Here is a 16,540-nt window from a genome sequence, read left to right as displayed (position 1 = left end):
TGTTGTCTTCCTAAGACCGCTTGGGCCTCCGACTTCACCCGGCGCCCGGCGTGCCCGCCGCCTGGCGCCCGGCGGCCGCCGGAGCGCCCTGCGGGAACCCGTGCGGCAGCCCCGGCGGCGCCAAGGCGCCCGGCCCGGGCCGGGGCGCCGCCTGCGGGCCGCCCGGGGCGTACGCAGGGTCCGGCGGCGGCAGGTGCAGACGGGTGTCGGTGGCGGCCGCCTCCGCGCCCTGGTTGAGGATCGCGGTCGGCGCCTCGGGGGCCGCCCCGGCGGCGGGCGCCGGCAGGCTGCCGGCCAGCGTCAGCAGCTGCATCAGCACCTGCTGCGACGACGGCCGCGCGGCCGGGTCCTTGGTCAGGCAGCGGGCGACCAGGCCGCGCAGCGGCTCGGTCAGCGCGCCCAGGTCCGGCGGCAGGTTGAGGATGCGGTGCATGACCGCGGGGATGGAGTCCTGGCCGAACGCGGCGTGGCCGGACGCGGCGTACACCATCGTGGCGCCCCAGGCCCACACGTCGGCCTGCGGGCCGATGGGCCCGCCGGTGATCTGCTCGGGCGCCATGTAGGCGGGGGTGCCGACGGCGGTGCTGGACATGGTGCCGGTGGCGTCCAGCGCCCGGGCGATGCCGAAGTCGATCACCCGCGGCCCGTCCGCGGCGATCAGCACGTTGTGCGGCTTGAAGTCGCGGTGCACCACCCCGGCCTGGTGGATGGCGGCCAGCGCGGTCATCGTCCCGATCGCCAGCCGGTCCAGGTCGCCGCCCGAACGCGGCCCCCGGGCGGCCAGCACCTCCGACAGCGACGGCCCGTCGATGTACTCGCTGACGATGTAGGGCCGGTCGCCCTCCACGTCGGCGTCCAGGATGCGCGCGGTGCAGAACGGCGACACCCGCCGCGCCACCTCCAGCTCGGCGGCGAACCGGGCGCGGGCCTTGGCGTCGCCGCTGAACCGGGCGTGCAGCAGCTTGATCGCCACGCGCCCGCCGCCGTCGTCCTCGGCCAGGTAGACCGAGCCCTGGCCGCCCTCGCCGAGCAGCCCCGTCAGCCGGTAGGCGCCCAGGCGGTCGGGGTCGCCCGGGCGCAGCGGGGCGATCGCCGCCATCGCGGGGCGCCCTTACTGCCGGAACACGGTGCCGTACGCCGCCGCGGTGTCGCTGGAGTCGGACGTCTCGCGCCACTCCCAGCGCAGGTAGATGCCGGTCGACGACGGCGAGAAGGTGATGTAGCCCGGCGCGCACTCGGTCTCCGACTGCCCGCTGAGGGGCGTCTCCCGGTAGACGATCTTGCTGTCGGTGCTCATGCTGCGCTGCAGCGACAGCAGGGTCCGGCAGGTGTTGGAGCCGTTGCTGTAGGTGTAGGTGGCGTTGCCCGCGCTGCGGATCAGGTAGAACCGGGTCTGGAAGGTGGTGCGCCCCGTGCCCGCGCCGGGCTGGTACCCGGTGCCGGTGTAGGTGCCGGTGATGCCGTTCTCGGCGCTGATCGACGCCGACGACGACGGCGACGGCAGCGAGTACGTCGGCGGCGTGTAGGTCGGCGGCGACGGGTCCGGCTCGTCCTCTTCGCTGGACGCCAGCGCCACGATCACCACCACCGCGACCGCCAGCAGCACCAGCACCAGGCAGCCGACACCGATGATCACCGGCGCGGACGACGAGGACGACGACTGCGGGGGCGGCGGCGGATACGCCGGCCCGCCCGGCCCCTGCGGCCTGGGCGGCGCCGCACCCGGGCCGGCGTTGGCCGGCTGGTACATCGGCATCGGCGGCGGGGTGATCGGCTGGGGCGGCGGCGTGCTCGGCCCCGCGTGCCCGGGCCCGGCGTTCATCGGGATCGGCGGCGGCGTGACCGGCTGCGGCGGCGGGCTCTGCCGCGGCGCGGACGGAACCGGCGGCGGCGCCGGCAGCTGCGCGGCGATCCGGGTGCCCTGGTCCAGCAGGTCCTGGCGGCCCGCGGCCGCGCCCGACGGCGCCGCGCCCACGTGCCCCAGCAGGTTCAGCAGCAGCTGGGCCGCCGGGGGGCGCAGCCCCGCGTCCTTGGACAGGCAGCGGCCCACCAGGTCGCGCAGCGGCCCGGCGGGCAGCGCCGACAGGTCGGGCTCGTCGTTGAGGATCCGGTTGATGATCACCGGCAGCGTGTCGGCCTCGAAGGGCGACTGGCCGGTGGCCGCGAACACCATCGTCGCGCCCCAGGCGAAGATGTCGACCGCGGGCGTCAGCGGGGCCCCGGTGAGCTGCTCGGGCGCCAGGTAGCCGGGGGTGCCCACCACCATGCCGGTGGCGGTGACGGCGCTCTCCTGGGAGTTGACGGTGCGGGCGATGCCGAAGTCGACCACCCGCGGGCCGTCCGGCGCCAGCATGACGTTGTTGGGCTTGAAGTCGCGGTGCACGATGCCGGCCTCGTGGATGGCGGCCAGCGCGGTCGCGGTGCCGATCGCCAGCCGCTCCAGCTCCTCGGGCCCGCGCGGCCCGTTGTGCGCCACCACGTCGTGCAGGGACGGGCCGTCGATGAACTCGCTGACCACGTACGGCTGGTCGCCGTGCAGGTCGGCCTCCAGCACCCGGGCGGTGCAGAACGGCTCGACCTTCTGCGCGGCCGACACCTCGCGGTTGAACCGGGCCCGCGCGGACGGGTCGCCGGCCATCGACGAGTGCAGCAGCTTGATCGCCACGTACTCGCCGTCCGGGGCGCGGCCTAGGAAGACCGACCCCTGGCCGCCCGCGCCGAGGCGCCCGACGACCTCGAACCGTCCCAGCGCCCGGGGATCGCCTGGCTCCAGGGGAGCGGCATCCGGCATCTGACCCTCCAGTGACCGCAGTAGATGTGCCGCGTGGTGAACGCCGGCCCCGTACCGGCCCTCCCGGCGGCGGCCGGGTGGCCCGCGACGCGGCGCGCCCCCACCTCGGCGGGCACGATATCGCGTTAGGTCAGACGTTTCATCGCAGCTTCCGGTTCGCTCCGGAGCGGTCGGGATGCCGGTTGCGGCGTCGGCGGCCGGACACGGCCGCGCGCCGCGCGGTGCGGCCGGTGCGCACAAGCCCTACGGGACAGGTATGATCCGGCCGCCGCGGGGTGCCCCGCCGAGGGTCCCGGTACTGATGAACGCCGTGACGCCCGGCCGGACATGTGACCGACGACACACATCATGAGGATCGCTCCCGGTGACGGGTGTCACCGGCGGGACCGGTCGCGTCTTGCGTGTCAGGGGTCACTACCCGTGACAGAATTTCCCGCCCGGATCGGGCACAAGACGAGTCCCCCGAGCGTTAGATCCGCGCGACGGGGCGCATAAAGGACTGAGGGGGATGGAGATAGAAGATGGCGACCGACTACGACAGCCCGCGTAAGACAGACGACGACCTGGGCGAGGACAGCCTGCAGGAGCTCCAGGCCCGCCGCGCCGACAAGGCCGCGAGCATCATCGACGAGGACCTGGACGCCGGCGAGGTCGCCGAGCTGCCCGGTGCCGACCTGTCGAACGAGGAGCTCACCTTCCGGGTGGTGCCGCGCCAGGCCGACGAGTTCACCTGCAGCCGGTGCTTCCTGGTGCACCACCGCAGCCAGCTGGCCAGCGAGAAGAACGGCCAGCCGGTCTGCCGCGAGTGCGCCGCCTGAGGTGCTCCGGCGGCGTGAGGGGCGGGAGCGGCCGGTGACGGCGGACCGCGGGCGCGAGCACGACGGCGATCGCGCGGCGCAGCAGGCGCCGCGCGACGGCGGTTCGGCCGTGGACGACTCGGCCGTGGACGACTCGGCCGTGGACGGCGCGGTCCGGCCGGGCGGCCCCGAGCCGGGCGGCGCGGCCGCCGGGTCGGACGATCTCGCCCTCGTCCGGCCGGGCGAGCCCGCCACCGAGCCCGCCACCGAGCCCGCCACCGAGCCCGCCGCCGCGCCCGCCGCCGACCCCACCGCCGAGATCGGCACGCTGATCGGCCGGCTGTCGGCCGGCGAGGACATGGACCGCGAGACCCGCGGCCGGCTGCTGGCGCGGCTGGCCCACCTGCTGGCGGGCGGCGTGCGCAGGGCGGGCGCCGCGGGGCTGGCGCGCGGCCGGCTGCTCGCCGACGCGGTGATCGCGGCGGCGCCGCACATCCCCGTGCGCGACCTGGAGACCCTGCGCGCCCACCACCGCGGGCTGGAGGGCGAGGAGCTGGCCGACAGCCTGGTCCGGGTGGCGAGCAACGCCACCACGGCGGTGGGCGCGGCCGGCGGGGCGCTGGCCGCGGTCGAGTTCGCCGCCCCGCCGCTGCTGCTGTCGGCCCCCGCGCAGCTGGCCGCCGAGACGCTCGTGGTCGCGGCCATCGAGGTCAAACTGATCGCCGAGCTGCACGAGGTGTACGGGGTGCGCGTGCAGGGGTCGGGCGCCACGCGGGCCGCGGCGTTCCTGACCGCCTGGGCCAAGCAGCGCGGCATCTCTCCCATGGAGAACGGGTCGTTCACCAACGCGCTGGGCTCGGCCGCCAAGGCGGCCCTGCGCAAACGGCTCATGCGCTCCTTCGGCCGCAGCATGAGCACGCTGGGGCCGTTCCTCACCGGCGCCGCCGCCGGGGCCGCCCTCAACCGGTCCGCCACCAAGCGCGTCGCCGAGGCCGTCCGCGCCGACCTGCGGCGCGATGTCGCCGCCCAGCCGCCGTTCGGGCGGCCCGTGCCGCCTCCGCGGGCCGGGCTGGACGCCTCCGCCCGGCAGGCGGCGGGCGCCGACCTCCGGCCGGCCGCCGGCGACGACTCCGCCGGCCTGCTGCCTCCGCCCGGGCCCGCGCCCGGTTCCGGGCAGCTCCCCCCGCCCGCTCCGCCCCCGTCCGCAGACTGACCTTCCGCCCGGCCGAGAAGGGCCGGCGACCGAACGGGCCCGCCCTGGTCGCGTCGCGGTGGTTTCCCGCCATCGGCCGCCGCGCCGCCAGGGGCCGCGGCCCGTCCGGCTCGGGCCGGTGCCGGGCCGGAGCCGCAGGCCGTCAGGCGAACTCCAGCTCCCCCTCGACCGAGTCGCGTCCGGCCAGCCACAGCCCCAGCGCCTCCCGCGTGCCGCGCACCTGCGGGCCCCGGCCCACGGGGCGGTGCCCGTCGGTGGGCACGACGCGGTACCGCAGCACGCGGCGGTTCAGCCACAGGCTCAGCTGCAGCCCCTCGCGGAAGACGGCGGTGGCGACCGCGTCGGGCAGGGCCCGCTCGCGGCCCAGGCCGCGCAGGACGTCCTGGTGGTGCATGCCGAGGTCGCCGAGCAGCAGCGCGGCCCCGGCGCGGCCCGCGGTGCTGGGGCGGTCGGCCCACTTGTCGGCCCACTCCATCAGCCGGTCCCGCGACAGCGGGCGGGCGCGGTCCACCTGGGCCTGGTTGGCGGCGTTGATGCGCGGGCCGTACGGCAGGTAGGAGGCCAGGAAGTAGTCCAGGGCGATCACGTGGGCGAGGACGTCGCGGGGCGCCCAGCGCGAGCACAGCGTCCGCCCCGACTGGAACTCCTCGTCCGACAGGTCCGCCATCGTGTCGACCATCGCGCGGCGCTCGGCGCGCAGTTCGTCCTCGTACGGAAAGCTGATCGCGTCCAGCAAAGGCATCGTGGCCGGTCCCTTCCGACGGTACGGGACCGACCACGATACGCGGGGCGCTGGACCCTGTGTCCAATAGGGGGTGCCGTCAGGCATCCGCCTTCAGATGGGAGGGCAGCTCCCCGGTTCCTTTGACCCACTGCCGCGCCGCGGCCCGGGTGGCCAGCAGCCGCGCCACCTCCATGCCCACGCCCATGATCACGGCCCAGCCGACGGCCTCGCTCAGCGCGACCTCGGGGGACTCGGGATTGGTCGGCGGCTCCTTGCCGGTGGTCTTCTTCCAGGCCAGCGTGATCAGCTTCCTGGCGGCGAAGCCCCCGGCGAACGCGGCGGCGCCCGCCACGAGCCGCCAGCCGATGTCGCCCTTCTCGGCCATGCTCGTCCTCCCGTTGTCTGACTCGCCCCGACGCTACCGGAAGCCCCCGGCCGGGCACGGGAAGTCCCGTCCCGTGATCAGGAGCGTCCCCCGGGACGGGGCGTTAATTCACGCGCGGACCGCCGACGCGGTTCCTAGCATTGGTGCATGACCGAACAGCCGCGTGTCCTAGACGTCCCTGCCAGGCCCTCGCTGGACGGCCTGGAGGACAAGTGGGTACGCCGCTGGGAGGCCGACGGCGTCTACCGCTTCGACCGCACCCGCCCCCGCGACGAGGTCTACGCCATCGACACCCCGCCGCCCACCGTCAGCGGGTCCCTGCACGTCGGCCACGTCTTCTCCTACACCCACACCGACACGATCGCGCGGTACCAGCGCATGCGCGGCCGCGCCGTGTTCTACCCGATGGGATGGGACGACAACGGCCTGCCCACCGAACGCCGCGTGCAGAACCACTTCGGGGTGCGCTGCGACCCGTCGCTGCCCTACGACCCGGGGTTCACGCCGCCCGCCGAGCCCGACCCCCGCCGCCCGGTCCCGGTCAGCCGCCGCAACTTCATCGAGCTGTGCGAGCGGCTCACCGCGATCGACGAGCGGGCGTTCGAGGAGGTCTGGCGCCGCGTCGGCCTGTCGGTCGACTGGAGCCTGCTCTACACCACCATCGGGGACCGCGCCCGCGCCGCGTCGCAGCGCGCCTTCCTGCGCAACCTGGCGCGCGGCGAGGCCTACCGGGCCGAGGCGCCGACGCTGTGGGACGTCACGTTCCGCACCGCCGTCGCGCAGGCCGAGCTGGAGGACCGCGACCACCCCGGCGAGTTCCACCGCCTGCGCTTCCACGGCGACGGCGGGCCGGTGTACGTCGAGACCACGCGTCCCGAGCTGCTGCCCGCCTGCGTCGCGCTCGTCGCGCACCCCGACGACGAGCGCTACCGGGGGCTGTTCGGCGGCACCGCCCGCACGCCGCTGTTCGGCGTCGAGGTGCCCGTCGTGGCGCACCGGCTGGCCGACCCCGGCAAGGGCACGGGCATCGCGATGATCTGCACCTTCGGCGACGTCACCGACGTCACCTGGTGGCGCGAGCTGGACCTGCCCACCCGGGCGGTCATCGGGTGGGACGGCCGGCTGGCCGCCGACCCGCCGCCCGGGGTGCCCGCCGCGCCGTACGCCCGGCTGGCGGGCCGCACCGTCGCCGCGGCCAGGCAGGAGGTCGCGGCGATGCTGCGCGAGTCCGGCGACCTGGACGGCGAGCCGCGCCGCGTCGTGCGCCCGGTCAAGTTCTACGAGCGGGGCACCCGGCCGCTGGAGATCGTCACCACCCGGCAGTGGTACCTGCGCAACGGCGGCCGCGACGCGGCGCTGCGCGAGCGGCTGCTGGCCCGCGGCCGGGAGCTGAACTGGCATCCGCCGCACATGCGCGTCCGGTACGAGAACTGGGTCGAGGGGCTCGCCGGCGACTGGCTGATCTCCCGGCAGCGGTTCTTCGGCGTCCCCATCCCCGTCTGGTACCCGCTGGACGACGACGGCGAGCCCGTCCCCGGCCTGGTGATCACGCCGCCCGAGGACGCCCTGCCCGTCGACCCGTCCGCCCAGGCCCCGCCCGGCTACACCGAGGAGCAGCGGGGCAGGCCCGGGGGCTTCGTCGGCGACCCGGACGTCATGGACACCTGGGCCACCTCCTCGCTCACCCCGCAGATCGCCGGCGGCTGGGCGGACGACCCGGACCTGTTCGCCCGGGTCTTCCCCTACGACCTGCGCCCGCAGGCGCACGAGATCATCCGCACCTGGCTGTTCTCCACGGTCGTGCGCGCGCATCTGGAGCACGACTCGCTGCCGTGGACCGACACCGCGCTGTCGGGCTGGATCCTGGACCCCGACCGCAAGAAGATGTCCAAGTCCAAGGGCAACGTCGTCACGCCCCTGGGACTGCTGGAGCAGCACGGGGCGGACGCGGTGCGCTACTGGGCGGCCGGCGGGCGCCTGGGCACCGACACCGCGTTCGACACCGGGCAGATCAAGGTGGGCCGCCGCCTCGCCATCAAGATCCTCAACGCGTCCCGGTTCGTGCTGGGGCTGGGCGAGCCGGGCGGGCACGCGGTGACCGAGCCGCTCGATCTGGCGATGCTGGCCGCGCTCGCCGGCGTGGTCGAGGAGGCCACCGCCGCGTTCGAGGACCACGACTACACCCGCGCGCTGGAGCGCACCGAGCGCTTCTTCTGGGAGTTCTGCGACGACTACCTGGAGCTGGTCAAGGCCCGCGCCTACGGCGACGGCGCCGCGGCCGGGTCCGCGCGCGCCGCGCTGCGCACCGCCCTGTCGGTGCTGCTGCGGCTGTTCGCGCCGATCCTGCCGTTCGTGACCGAGGAGGTCTGGTCGTGGTGGCGGGACGGGTCGGTGCACCGCGCCGCGTGGCCCGCCGCCGCCGAGCTGCCCGAAGGCGGCGACCCGTCGGTCCTGGCGGCCACCGCCGCCGCGCTGCGGCAGGTCCGCAAGGCCAAGTCGGAGGCCAAGGCGTCCATGCGCGCCGACGTGGCCCGCGCGGTCGAGCGCGGCGCCGGCGCGGCCGAGGTCGCCGCCGCCGACCGGGCCGCGGCCCGCCGCATCGCCGCCCCGGCCGTCGCGGCCGGCGCCGGTCCGCTCACCGTCGACGTCGCCCTGGCCGCCGCCTCCTGACCTGCTGTGCGGACCCGCGCGGCGGAGGTTCCCGCCCGCGTGGCACGGGCACACCGAATGGCGTTCCGTTCCGGAGGGGCACGCGCTAGCGTAAGTGAGCGCTGACGACCTTGGGAGGAGCCGCCCTGTGACGGACCTGCAGGAGTACGGCCGCCGGGCGAGAGCCTGGCTGGAGGCCAACACCCGCGACCTGCCGCCCGAACCGGACCTGGCCGCGGCCCGCGCGTTCATGGCGCGGCTGTACGACGCCGGGTACTCGGGCATCACCTGGCCCGCCGCCTACGGCGGGCAGGGCCTGTCGGCGGCCGAGGAGCGGGCCTTCCAGCAGGCCGCCCGCGACTTCACGCTGCCGATCGGGGTGTTCGGCATCGGCCTCGGCATGTGCGGGCCGACGATCCTGTCGCTCGGCACCGAGGAGCAGAAGAAGCGCTACCTGCCGCCGCTGCTGCGCGGCGAGGAGATCTGGTGCCAGCTGTTCTCCGAGCCGGGCGCCGGGTCGGACGTGGCGTCGCTGCAGACCCGGGCGGTCCGCGACGGCGACGGCTGGGTGGTCAACGGGCAGAAGGTGTGGACGTCGGTGGCGCGGCAGGCCGACTTCGGGCTGCTCATCGCGCGCACCGACCCGGACGCCACCAAGCACCGCGGCATCACGATGTTCATCGTGGACATGCACGACCCCGGCGTGACCGTCCGGCCGCTGCGCGACATGACCGGCGAGGCGCACTTCAACGAGGTGTACCTCGACGACGTGCGCGTCCCCGCCGACCGGGTGGTGGGCGAGGTCAACGGCGGCTGGCAGGCGGCCGTCACCACCCTGCTGCACGAGCGGGTGTCCATCGGGATGGGCGCGGCCCGCACCGAGCGGCCCGCCTCGTTCACCGCGATGTCGGCGGCGGCCCGCGAGCGGGGGCTGCTCGACGACCCGGCCGTCCGCGACCGGCTCGTCGACCTGTACGTGCGGGAGCGGGCGTTCGACCTGTTCAATGCTCGGCTGTCGCAGGAGGTCAAGGCCGGCATCGACCCGGGCGCGCGCGGGTCGGTCGCCAAGCTGCTGCTGGCCGAGCTGACCCTGTCGTCCGCCGACACCGCCAGTGAGATCCTCGGCCCGGAGGCGGTCGCCTACGCCGGACGCGAGGAGGGCAGGATCGCGCGGGCGCTGTCGTGGGCGCCCGGCATGGCGCTGGGCGGCGGCACCAACGAGATCATGCGCAACATCATCGGGGACCGGGTGCTGGGGCTGCCGCGCGAGCCGCAGGTGGACCGGGACGTGCCGTTCCGCGAGCTGAAGGTCGGCACGCAGGCGAAGGAGGCGGGCCGATGAGGCTGATCCCGTCCGAGGAGCACAGGGAGCTGGCGGCGTCGGTGCGGGCGTTCCTGGCCGACACCGCGCCGATGGCGCGCGTCCGCGAGGTCGCCGAGTCCGACGAGCCCTACGACCGGGACGTGTGGCGGCGCATGACCGGGGAGCTCGGCCTGGCCGGGCTGGCGATCCCCGAGGCGTACGGCGGCGCGGGCGCCGGGCACGGCGAGGTCGCCGTGGTCATGGAGGAGCTGGGCGCGGCGCTCACCCCCGCCCCCTACTTCGCCTCGGCGGTCCTGGCGGCGAACGTGCTGCTGGCGGCCGGGGACGAGCAGGCCGCCAAGGACCTGCTGCCGGACATCGCCGGCGGCCGGACGGTCGCCACGTTCGCCGTGCCGCGGCCCGGCGCGCCGCTGCCGGTCTGGGACGGGCGGGGGCTGACCGGCACCCTGCCGCGCGTGCTCGACGGCGCCGCCGCCGACCTGATCATCGTTCCGGCCGAGGCCGACGGGGCCACCGCGCTGTTCGCCGTCGAGGGCGGGGAGCGGACGCCGCTCACCACGCTCGACCTCACCCGCCCGCAGGCCCGCGTCGACCTCGCCGGCACGCCCGGCCGCCGCATCGCCGCGGCCGACGCCGGCGCCGCGATCGGCCGCGCGCTGGACATGGCGGCGGTGGCGCTGGCGGCCGAGCAGCTCGGCGGCATGCGCCGCTGCCTGGACGCGATCGTCGAGTACGCCAAGCTGCGCGTGCAGTTCGGCCGGTACGTCGGGTCGTTCCAGGGCGTCAAGCACCGGCTGGCCGACATGCACTGCACGCTGGAGCAGGCCGAGTCGATTGTCCGGTACGCGGCGTGGGCGGCCGACGACGCGCCCGAGGAGCTGCCCGAGGCGGCGGCGCTCGCCCAGACCTTCCTCGGCCCGGCGTACTTCCGGGTGGCCAAAAACCATCTGCTGCTGCACGGCGGTATCGGCTTCACCTGGGAGCACGACGCGCACCTGTACTACAAGCGCGCCAAGACCGACGAGCTGCTGCTGGGCGCGCCCCGCGAGCACCGCTCCCGGCTGGCCGAGCGCCTCGGCCTGCTGCCCTGACCGGCGCCCGGCACCCGGCGCCCAGTATGTGACGGGCGCTCACGTGACGGGCGCTCAGAACGTGAAGGGCAGGTGCTTGATCCCGTTGATGAAGTTGGAGTAGAGGCGGTCGGGCTCCCCGGCGGCGCGGATGCCGGGGAGCCGCCCGAACAGCTCCCGGAACATCACGGTGATCTCGCGGCGGGCCAGGTTGGCGCCCAGGCAGAAGTGCGGCCCCGGCCCGCCGAAGCCGACGTGCGGGTTGGGGGAGCGGGTGATGTCGAAGACGTCCGGGGCGTCGAACACCGTCTCGTCGCGGTTGGCGGAGTTGTAGAACAGCAGCACCTTGTCGCCCGCGCGGAACCGGTGCCCGTTCAGCTCGTGGTCGCGGGTGACGGTGCGGCGGAACTGGATGACCGGGGTGGCCATCCGCACGATCTCCTCCACCGCGCCGCCGATGCGGCCCTCGAAGTCCTCCAGCAGCAGGGCCCGCTGCTCGGGGTTGTCGGTGAGCAGCTTCAGCCCGTGCGTCATGGCGTTTCGGGTCGTCTCGTTGCCCGCCACCACCAGCAGGATGAAGAACGAGCCGATCTCCTGGTCGGTCAGCGCCTCCCCGTCGACGTTCGCCCGCACCAGCGCGGAGACCAGGTCGTCGCCGGGGTCGCGGCGGCGGCGCCGGGCCAGCTTCATGGCCAGGTGGTTCAGCTCGTACCCGGCGGTCATGACCTTGGTGAGGCCGTACAGGACGCCGGTGCGGGTGATGCCGTCGCGGGCGAACCGGATCCCGCCGGCGTACTCCGGATCGCCCAGGCCGAGAATGATGTTCGTCCGGTCGTACACCATGGGCCGGTCCTGCTCTGGGATGCCCATCATGTCGCAGATCACCCGGACCGGCAGCCGGGCGGCGACGTCGGTGACGAAGTCCCCCGGGCCGTCGGCCAGCACGTCGTCGACGATGCGCACGGCCTCGGCCCGCAGGTCCTCCTCCAGCTTGGCCAGGACGCGGGGGGTGAACGCCCGCGACACGATGCGGCGCAGCCGCGCGTGCCGCGGGTCGTCCATGTTGATCATCGAGCCGAAGTAGCGGGCCAGGTAGCCGGGCATGTCGGCGATGCTGTTGGCGCACGGCTCGCTGCTGAAGACCTCCGGCGTGCGGCTGGCCGCCACCACGTCGGCGTGCCGCACCAGCGCGTAGTAGCCGGGCCCGCCGCGGATGAACGGCAGCTTCAGCTCGCGGAAGAACTGCGGGTGCTCGCGGGCGCGCAGCGCGGCGAACGCGGCCTCCCGCTCGTGCGGCGGGCGGGCCCAGAAGGCCAGGTCCGACAGGTCGATGCCGCGTTCGGTGCGCGCTGTGGTCGCCGCCATGGCCGCCCCCTCACCAGAATGGTGTTCGGTTTCCATGGAAGCCGCGCCCGGCGGGGACGTCAAGCCATGACGATCCGGCGGCGCAGCACGGCGCGCTCGGCGGCCGTCCAGGCCGTGGACGCCAGCAGGTACACCCCGGCGGCCAGCGGCAGGTACGCCGCCACCGCGACCGTGCCGAACGGCAGCAGCCGCAGCGGCCCCTCGGCCTGCCGGGACGTCCACCACGCCACCGCCGCCAGCAGCGCGAACAGCCCGAGGAACAGCAGCGACGGCGGCGAGAAGAGCCCGGCGCCCCCGACGACGCCGATCCAGTTCTGGCCGAGCGGCGTGCCCAGCAGGGTGTGCGCCAGCAGCAGGTTCCGGTGCCCGGCGACGGTGGCCGAGACGAACAGCCGGTACATCACGGCCAGCACCGGCAGCTGCGCCAGCGCCGGACCGATCCCGGCGAACGGCGACACGCCCTCCTCGGCGTACAGCGCCTGCAGCTCGCGGCGCAGCCGCACCGGGTCCCGGCCGTGCCTGTCCCGCAGCGCCCTGACCTTGGGCAGCAGCCGGACGCGGGCCCGCTCCCCGCGCGCCTGCGCGACGGCCAGCGGCACCAGCAGCCCCCGGACGAGCACGGTGACGACGACGATCGCCGCCGCCACGGACGGCCCGCCGCCCAGAAAGCCCAGCGTGTCGGCGATGCCGGCCACCAGGTCATGTTCGTTCTCGACACCGCGGTGTCGAGAACGAACATGAGTGGAAAAGCCCTTCACGAGTCGGAGATCAGCGGATCGAGGTCGCGATCTCCGCCCCGGGGGCTCGGGGGCGGGGCCGTCCCGCCGCGTCCGGGTCGCGCTGCGGCAGGAACGCCGTGCGCAGCGTCCGGTCCCGCAGCGCCGTGCGGACCCGGGCGGGCGACACGCGGGGCTCCGCCCGGACGGCGGCGGTCGCCGCGGCGGCCAGCAGCAGCCCGGCCAGCGCGAGCGCCAGCGCCGCGCCCTGCCCGCCGTCGGCGGTCGCCAGCGTGGACAGCAGCGCCAGGACCGGCGCCCAGATCCACGCGACGTTGTGCACGTCCGGTCCTTTCTGCGAACAAACCCGCTCATACCGACGTCCCGCCCCGCCCGGCGGTTCCCTGTCACCCGGCGCGCGTGCGTCCTATGCGGGATACAGCCACGCGAGGGCGGCGAGCGCGGCGAGCGCGGCCCCCTTGACCAGGAGCGGGACGCGCAGGGCGACCAGGGCGGCGCGGTCGGGGGAGCGGGACAGGTAGGCCAGGACGGCGCTGAGGGCGCGGCCCGCGCCGAAGGCGGCCCCGGCCAGCAGCGTCGCCGCCGGCCCCTGCTGGCTGAGCGGCAGGCCGAGCGCCAGGACGTACGGGGTGGTCGCCGGCACGTAGGTGCGCACCCCCGTCCCCAGCTCGAAACCGAACCGCAGCGCCCCCGCGCGGGGGCGGCCGGCGAGCACCTCCTGCGGGATCTGGCGGGCGTTCTGCGGCAGCCGCAACCGCACCAGCCCGAGGTCCCGGGCCGCGCCCAGGGCCGCGGCCGCCACGATCGCGGCCGCGCGCCCCGGCGGCGGGAGGGGCGCGGCCAGGCCGGACAGCAGCCACAGCACCGCCGCGCTGAGCGTGCCCCCGAGCACGAGCCCGAGGGTGAAGACGGCCAGGACCTCGCCCTGCCGTACCGGAGCCCGCCAACCTGGCGAGAACAGCACCGACTCGCTGTTACGCGTTCAAACCGACCCCGACAGCGCGTATCCGGCCATCGCCCCCACCGACGCCCAGCACAGCACGGTCGCGTCCCGCGCCGCCGCGGCCACCGCGAGCAGCGCCAGCGCGGCGACCGGCAGCAGCGGTTCGGTCAGGCCGCGGCGCAGCCGCCCGGCCGGGGCGGGCGCGTCCGGGGCGGCCGTCACTTCTTCTTCACCTTCTTCGTCTTCTTCACCCCGTCCAGGGCCCCGTCCACAGCGCCGTCCCACTCGATGCCGGGCACGGGCGGCTTCTTCGGGGCGGGCGTGGTGCGGCACGACATCGCCTTGCGGCAGATGGTCCGGTACCAGTTGCCGTGCCGGGACTTCTTCCAGCCGTCGTGGCACCGCCAGGTGACGCCGCCGCTGCAGTCGCCGCACTCGCCGGCGTACGCCCACAGCCAGCCGTCGTACCCGTCGGCGTAGCACTGGTTGGGGCGCAGCTTGTACCTGCCCGGGTGGGACGCGCCCGACTTGTGGAAGCCCTTGTGCCTGCCGCTGGTCCGGCAGCAGGACGGGCACACCAGGCTCGGCCCGCATCCGGGGGAGCAGTTGTGGTCGTGCGCGTAGGACGGGCAGCGCGGATAGATGTCGTAGTACCCGGCCAGGCGGAAACCGGCGGCCAGCGCCTGCCGGGCCGGCGGGAACACGCCGAGCGCGTGCAGCCCGGCGGTCGCCCCGGCGGGCGGGGGCCCCGCAGGGGCGGCACGTCCTCCAGAGCGATCACCGCGCCGCCACCGCCGCCGCCAGCTCGCGCAGGGCCTCGGGCGAGCCCACGGGCTCGGCGGCCCGCACGCGCCCGGTGCCGTCCACGAGCACCGCGAACGGCGTGGCGGGGATGCGGTACGCGGCGAACAGGCCGTCGTGCTCGTCGGCCAGGACGGCCGCCGCGCCCGGGACCGCGCCGTCCGGCGCCGGGCCGGAGAAGACCGCCCGCACCGGCCGGCCGAGCGACCCCGCGGCCGCCAGGACCTCCTCGCACACGCCGCAGTCGCGGTCCAGGAACAGCAGCAGGCCGGGACCGAGACGGTCGAACCCGGGAGCGGGCGCCCCCGGGGCGGGGCCGAGAAGCGCGGCGGGCGGGGCGCCCCGGCCCAGGGCGTGCACCTGCCGGACGAGCCCGGCCACCACCAGGGCCAGCAGAAGGAGCACCGCCCACGTCACCAGCAGCGCACTGGTCTGGAAGCTCATCCGGCCGGACTCCTCTCCCGCTCCTGCGCCATGGCGGACGGCAGCGACCACAGCAGCACCGCCAGCACCACCCCCATGGCGACGACGATCAACGATTCGGCAGGGGGACGGGACGCGGGCGGCCCCCAGGCGGCGCCGACCAGCGCCAGCACCGCCGGCACGCCCGCGCGGACGGCCACCCACCCGGTCATCGGCGTCGAGGCGTCGCCCGCGCACCCGCACGGCACCGGATGCGGGCGCGTCCTGGCCACGTGCCCCGCATACAGCGCGTAGACGCCCAGCAGGACGGCGGCCAGGGCCAGGCACACGCGCAGCAGACCGTCCAAGCCCAGCAGCAGCCCCGCCGCGGCCCCCGCACCGGTGACCGCCTCGGCCGCCACCGCCAGCACCGCCGCCGGCCGCACCAGCGGACCCGGCACCGCCCCGTGCGCCCGCACCGCCGCGACGAGCACCCCGGGGCGCCGCGCGTGCCCCCACAGCGACACGGCCAGCACCAGCGGAACCGCGACCGCCGCGACCCCGGCCGCCAGCCCGGCCATCACCGGACCGCCTCGACCGCCAGCCCGGCCAGCCGCCCGGGGATCCGCTCGGCCATATGCTCCTCCGGCAGCACCGTGACCAGCAGCTCCCGCAGCGCCAGCAGGAAGTACGGGCCCTGCCCGGGCACGGTGTCCCGGAACAGCTCGCCGCCCGCGACCGCCGCGCCCCGCCACGGCGGCAGGCGCCGCCGGGCCCGCGCGTCCAGCGCCGCGATCTCCAGCAGCCCCAGCCCCGGCACCTCCTTCACCAGCACGGCGTCGGCGACCGCGGCCGCCGCCGCGCGGCCGGGGCGGCGGCCGCGGCCGCGCGGCCCGGCGGTGACCCCGTCGTCGTGCTCGGTGAGCCGCAGCGCGTCGAAGAACGCCACCGCGTCGGCCGGGCGCGCGTGGTACAGGTGCGTGAACACCGCGTGGCGCCGCCCCTCCCATATCGCGGCCAGCACCGGCTCGCGCAGGCCGGTGGCCGGGTCGCCGATCGCGGTGCGGCCGGTGCGCAGCCGTCCGCCCTGGATGCGGAACTCCTGGTCGAGGCGCCGCACGCCGATGTCGGCGGCCCAGGCCAGCGCGTCGGCGCGGGTGCCGGAGGAGAACTCGTGCAGGCGGTCGGCGACGGCGACGCGCGCCACCGAGGTGACCGGACGGCCCAGGTCGTGCCGGCCCGACAGCCGGACCCGGACGCCGTCGAGCGACCGGTGAACGGCGACCTGGCGCCTCACTGCGGCCCCCTCTCCCGCGACCACGACGACTACGGAAGACGA

The 16,540-nt window shown here is 75.7% G+C and carries 17 protein-coding genes; 5 read left to right on the top strand and 12 right to left on the bottom strand.

Annotated elements, in window-relative coordinates:
* Window positions 1-1,111 precede the first annotated feature (1,111 nt).
* Complete coding sequence (locus tag ABD879_RS19420) at window positions 1,112-2,791, bottom strand: serine/threonine-protein kinase (RefSeq protein ID WP_345022897.1); 1,680 nt, start codon at window positions 2,789-2,791, stop codon at window positions 1,112-1,114.
* Between the two features lie 521 nt (window positions 2,792-3,312).
* Here ABD879_RS19420 and ABD879_RS19415 point away from each other — a divergent pair.
* Complete coding sequence (locus ABD879_RS19415) at window positions 3,313-3,609, top strand: DUF4193 domain-containing protein (protein ID WP_067917299.1); 297 nt, start codon at window positions 3,313-3,315, stop codon at window positions 3,607-3,609.
* Window positions 3,610-3,643: 34 nt separating this feature from the next.
* Window positions 3,644-4,801: a hypothetical protein gene (locus ABD879_RS19410; protein ID WP_345022896.1), complete on the top strand. Its 1,158-nt coding sequence runs from the start codon at window positions 3,644-3,646 to the stop codon at window positions 4,799-4,801.
* 142 nt (window positions 4,802-4,943) lie between these two features.
* Here ABD879_RS19410 and ABD879_RS19405 read toward each other — a convergent pair whose 3' ends face one another.
* Both ABD879_RS19405 and ABD879_RS19400 read right to left on the bottom strand, forming a co-directional pair.
* On the bottom strand, window positions 4,944-5,543 hold the full coding sequence (locus tag ABD879_RS19405; RefSeq protein WP_345022895.1) for a maleylpyruvate isomerase family mycothiol-dependent enzyme: 600 nt from the start codon (window positions 5,541-5,543) through the stop codon (window positions 4,944-4,946).
* Between the two features lie 79 nt (window positions 5,544-5,622).
* Entirely contained in the window at window positions 5,623-5,910 is a 288-nt protein-coding gene (locus ABD879_RS19400) for a DUF4235 domain-containing protein (RefSeq protein WP_345022894.1), read from the bottom strand.
* Window positions 5,911-6,057: 147 nt separating this feature from the next.
* Between ABD879_RS19400 and valS the strand changes: the two genes are divergently transcribed.
* The 3 genes from valS (at window position 6,058) to ABD879_RS19385 (ending at window position 10,974) form a co-directional block, all read left to right on the top strand.
* Window positions 6,058-8,580, top strand: coding sequence for a valine--tRNA ligase (gene valS, locus ABD879_RS19395; RefSeq protein WP_345022893.1), 2,523 nt, complete (start codon window positions 6,058-6,060; stop codon window positions 8,578-8,580).
* Window positions 8,581-8,707: 127 nt separating this feature from the next.
* Complete coding sequence (locus ABD879_RS19390; RefSeq protein WP_345022892.1) at window positions 8,708-9,901, top strand: acyl-CoA dehydrogenase family protein; 1,194 nt, start codon at window positions 8,708-8,710, stop codon at window positions 9,899-9,901.
* A complete protein-coding gene (locus ABD879_RS19385; RefSeq protein ID WP_345022890.1) occupies window positions 9,898-10,974 on the top strand; it encodes an acyl-CoA dehydrogenase family protein in 1,077 nt (358 codons plus the stop codon). Before ABD879_RS19390 ends, ABD879_RS19385 begins: the two co-directional genes overlap by 4 nt.
* A gap of 54 nt (window positions 10,975-11,028) precedes the next feature.
* On the opposite strand, the gene ABD879_RS19380 is transcribed toward ABD879_RS19385, so the two are convergent.
* The 9 genes from ABD879_RS19380 to ABD879_RS19340 all read right to left on the bottom strand — a co-directional run bounded on the left by ABD879_RS19380 (window position 11,029) and on the right by ABD879_RS19340 (window position 16,498).
* A complete protein-coding gene (locus ABD879_RS19380) occupies window positions 11,029-12,318 on the bottom strand; it encodes a cytochrome P450 (RefSeq protein WP_345022889.1) in 1,290 nt (429 codons plus the stop codon).
* Between the two features lie 59 nt (window positions 12,319-12,377).
* The gene (locus ABD879_RS19375; RefSeq protein WP_345022888.1) at window positions 12,378-13,013 is read right to left on the bottom strand and encodes a YidC/Oxa1 family membrane protein insertase; all 636 of its coding nucleotides are present in this window, start codon (window positions 13,011-13,013) and stop codon (window positions 12,378-12,380) included.
* Between the two features lie 73 nt (window positions 13,014-13,086).
* On the bottom strand, window positions 13,087-13,377 hold the full coding sequence (locus ABD879_RS19370; protein ID WP_345022887.1) for a DUF6412 domain-containing protein: 291 nt from the start codon (window positions 13,375-13,377) through the stop codon (window positions 13,087-13,089).
* A gap of 84 nt (window positions 13,378-13,461) precedes the next feature.
* The gene (locus tag ABD879_RS19365; RefSeq protein ID WP_345022886.1) at window positions 13,462-14,019 is read right to left on the bottom strand and encodes a hypothetical protein; all 558 of its coding nucleotides are present in this window, start codon (window positions 14,017-14,019) and stop codon (window positions 13,462-13,464) included.
* 18 nt (window positions 14,020-14,037) lie between these two features.
* Complete coding sequence (locus ABD879_RS19360; RefSeq protein ID WP_345022885.1) at window positions 14,038-14,220, bottom strand: hypothetical protein; 183 nt, start codon at window positions 14,218-14,220, stop codon at window positions 14,038-14,040.
* The gene (locus ABD879_RS19355) at window positions 14,217-14,702 is read right to left on the bottom strand and encodes a hypothetical protein (protein ID WP_345022884.1); all 486 of its coding nucleotides are present in this window, start codon (window positions 14,700-14,702) and stop codon (window positions 14,217-14,219) included. Before ABD879_RS19355 ends, ABD879_RS19360 begins: the two co-directional genes overlap by 4 nt.
* 73 nt (window positions 14,703-14,775) lie before the next feature.
* Complete coding sequence (locus ABD879_RS19350) at window positions 14,776-15,243, bottom strand: thioredoxin domain-containing protein (RefSeq protein ID WP_345022883.1); 468 nt, start codon at window positions 15,241-15,243, stop codon at window positions 14,776-14,778.
* On the bottom strand, window positions 15,240-15,782 hold the full coding sequence (locus ABD879_RS19345; RefSeq protein WP_345022882.1) for a MauE/DoxX family redox-associated membrane protein: 543 nt from the start codon (window positions 15,780-15,782) through the stop codon (window positions 15,240-15,242). The genes ABD879_RS19350 and ABD879_RS19345 overlap by 4 nt, the downstream gene beginning before the upstream one ends.
* On the bottom strand, window positions 15,782-16,498 hold the full coding sequence (locus ABD879_RS19340) for a hypothetical protein (RefSeq protein WP_345022881.1): 717 nt from the start codon (window positions 16,496-16,498) through the stop codon (window positions 15,782-15,784). The genes ABD879_RS19345 and ABD879_RS19340 overlap by 1 nt, the downstream gene beginning before the upstream one ends.
* Between the last annotated feature and the right edge of the window lie 42 nt (window positions 16,499-16,540).

This window comes from Actinomadura keratinilytica, from assembly GCF_039539665.1.
GTDB classification, from domain to species: Bacteria; Actinomycetota; Actinomycetes; order Streptosporangiales; family Streptosporangiaceae; genus Spirillospora; species Spirillospora keratinilytica.
This window is presented reverse-complemented; position numbering and strand designations above follow the sequence as displayed.

Coding starts and splice junctions, on each gene's coding strand:
- ABD879_RS19345 (WP_345022882.1), bottom strand. CDS start 15,782: ATGGCCGGGCTGGCGGCCGGGGTCGCGGCGGTCGCGGTTCCGCTGGTG.
- ABD879_RS19350 (WP_345022883.1), bottom strand. CDS start 15,243: ATGAGCTTCCAGACCAGTGCGCTGCTGGTGACGTGGGCGGTGCTCCTT.
- ABD879_RS19400 (WP_345022894.1), bottom strand. CDS start 5,910: ATGGCCGAGAAGGGCGACATCGGCTGGCGGCTCGTGGCGGGCGCCGCC.
- ABD879_RS19405 (WP_345022895.1), bottom strand. CDS start 5,543: ATGCCTTTGCTGGACGCGATCAGCTTTCCGTACGAGGACGAACTGCGC.
- ABD879_RS19415 (WP_067917299.1), top strand. CDS start 3,313: ATGGCGACCGACTACGACAGCCCGCGTAAGACAGACGACGACCTGGGC.
- valS (WP_345022893.1), top strand. CDS start 6,058: ATGACCGAACAGCCGCGTGTCCTAGACGTCCCTGCCAGGCCCTCGCTG.
- ABD879_RS19420 (WP_345022897.1), bottom strand. CDS start 2,791: ATGCCGGATGCCGCTCCCCTGGAGCCAGGCGATCCCCGGGCGCTGGGA.
- ABD879_RS19385 (WP_345022890.1), top strand. CDS start 9,898: ATGAGGCTGATCCCGTCCGAGGAGCACAGGGAGCTGGCGGCGTCGGTG.
- ABD879_RS19380 (WP_345022889.1), bottom strand. CDS start 12,318: ATGGCGGCGACCACAGCGCGCACCGAACGCGGCATCGACCTGTCGGAC.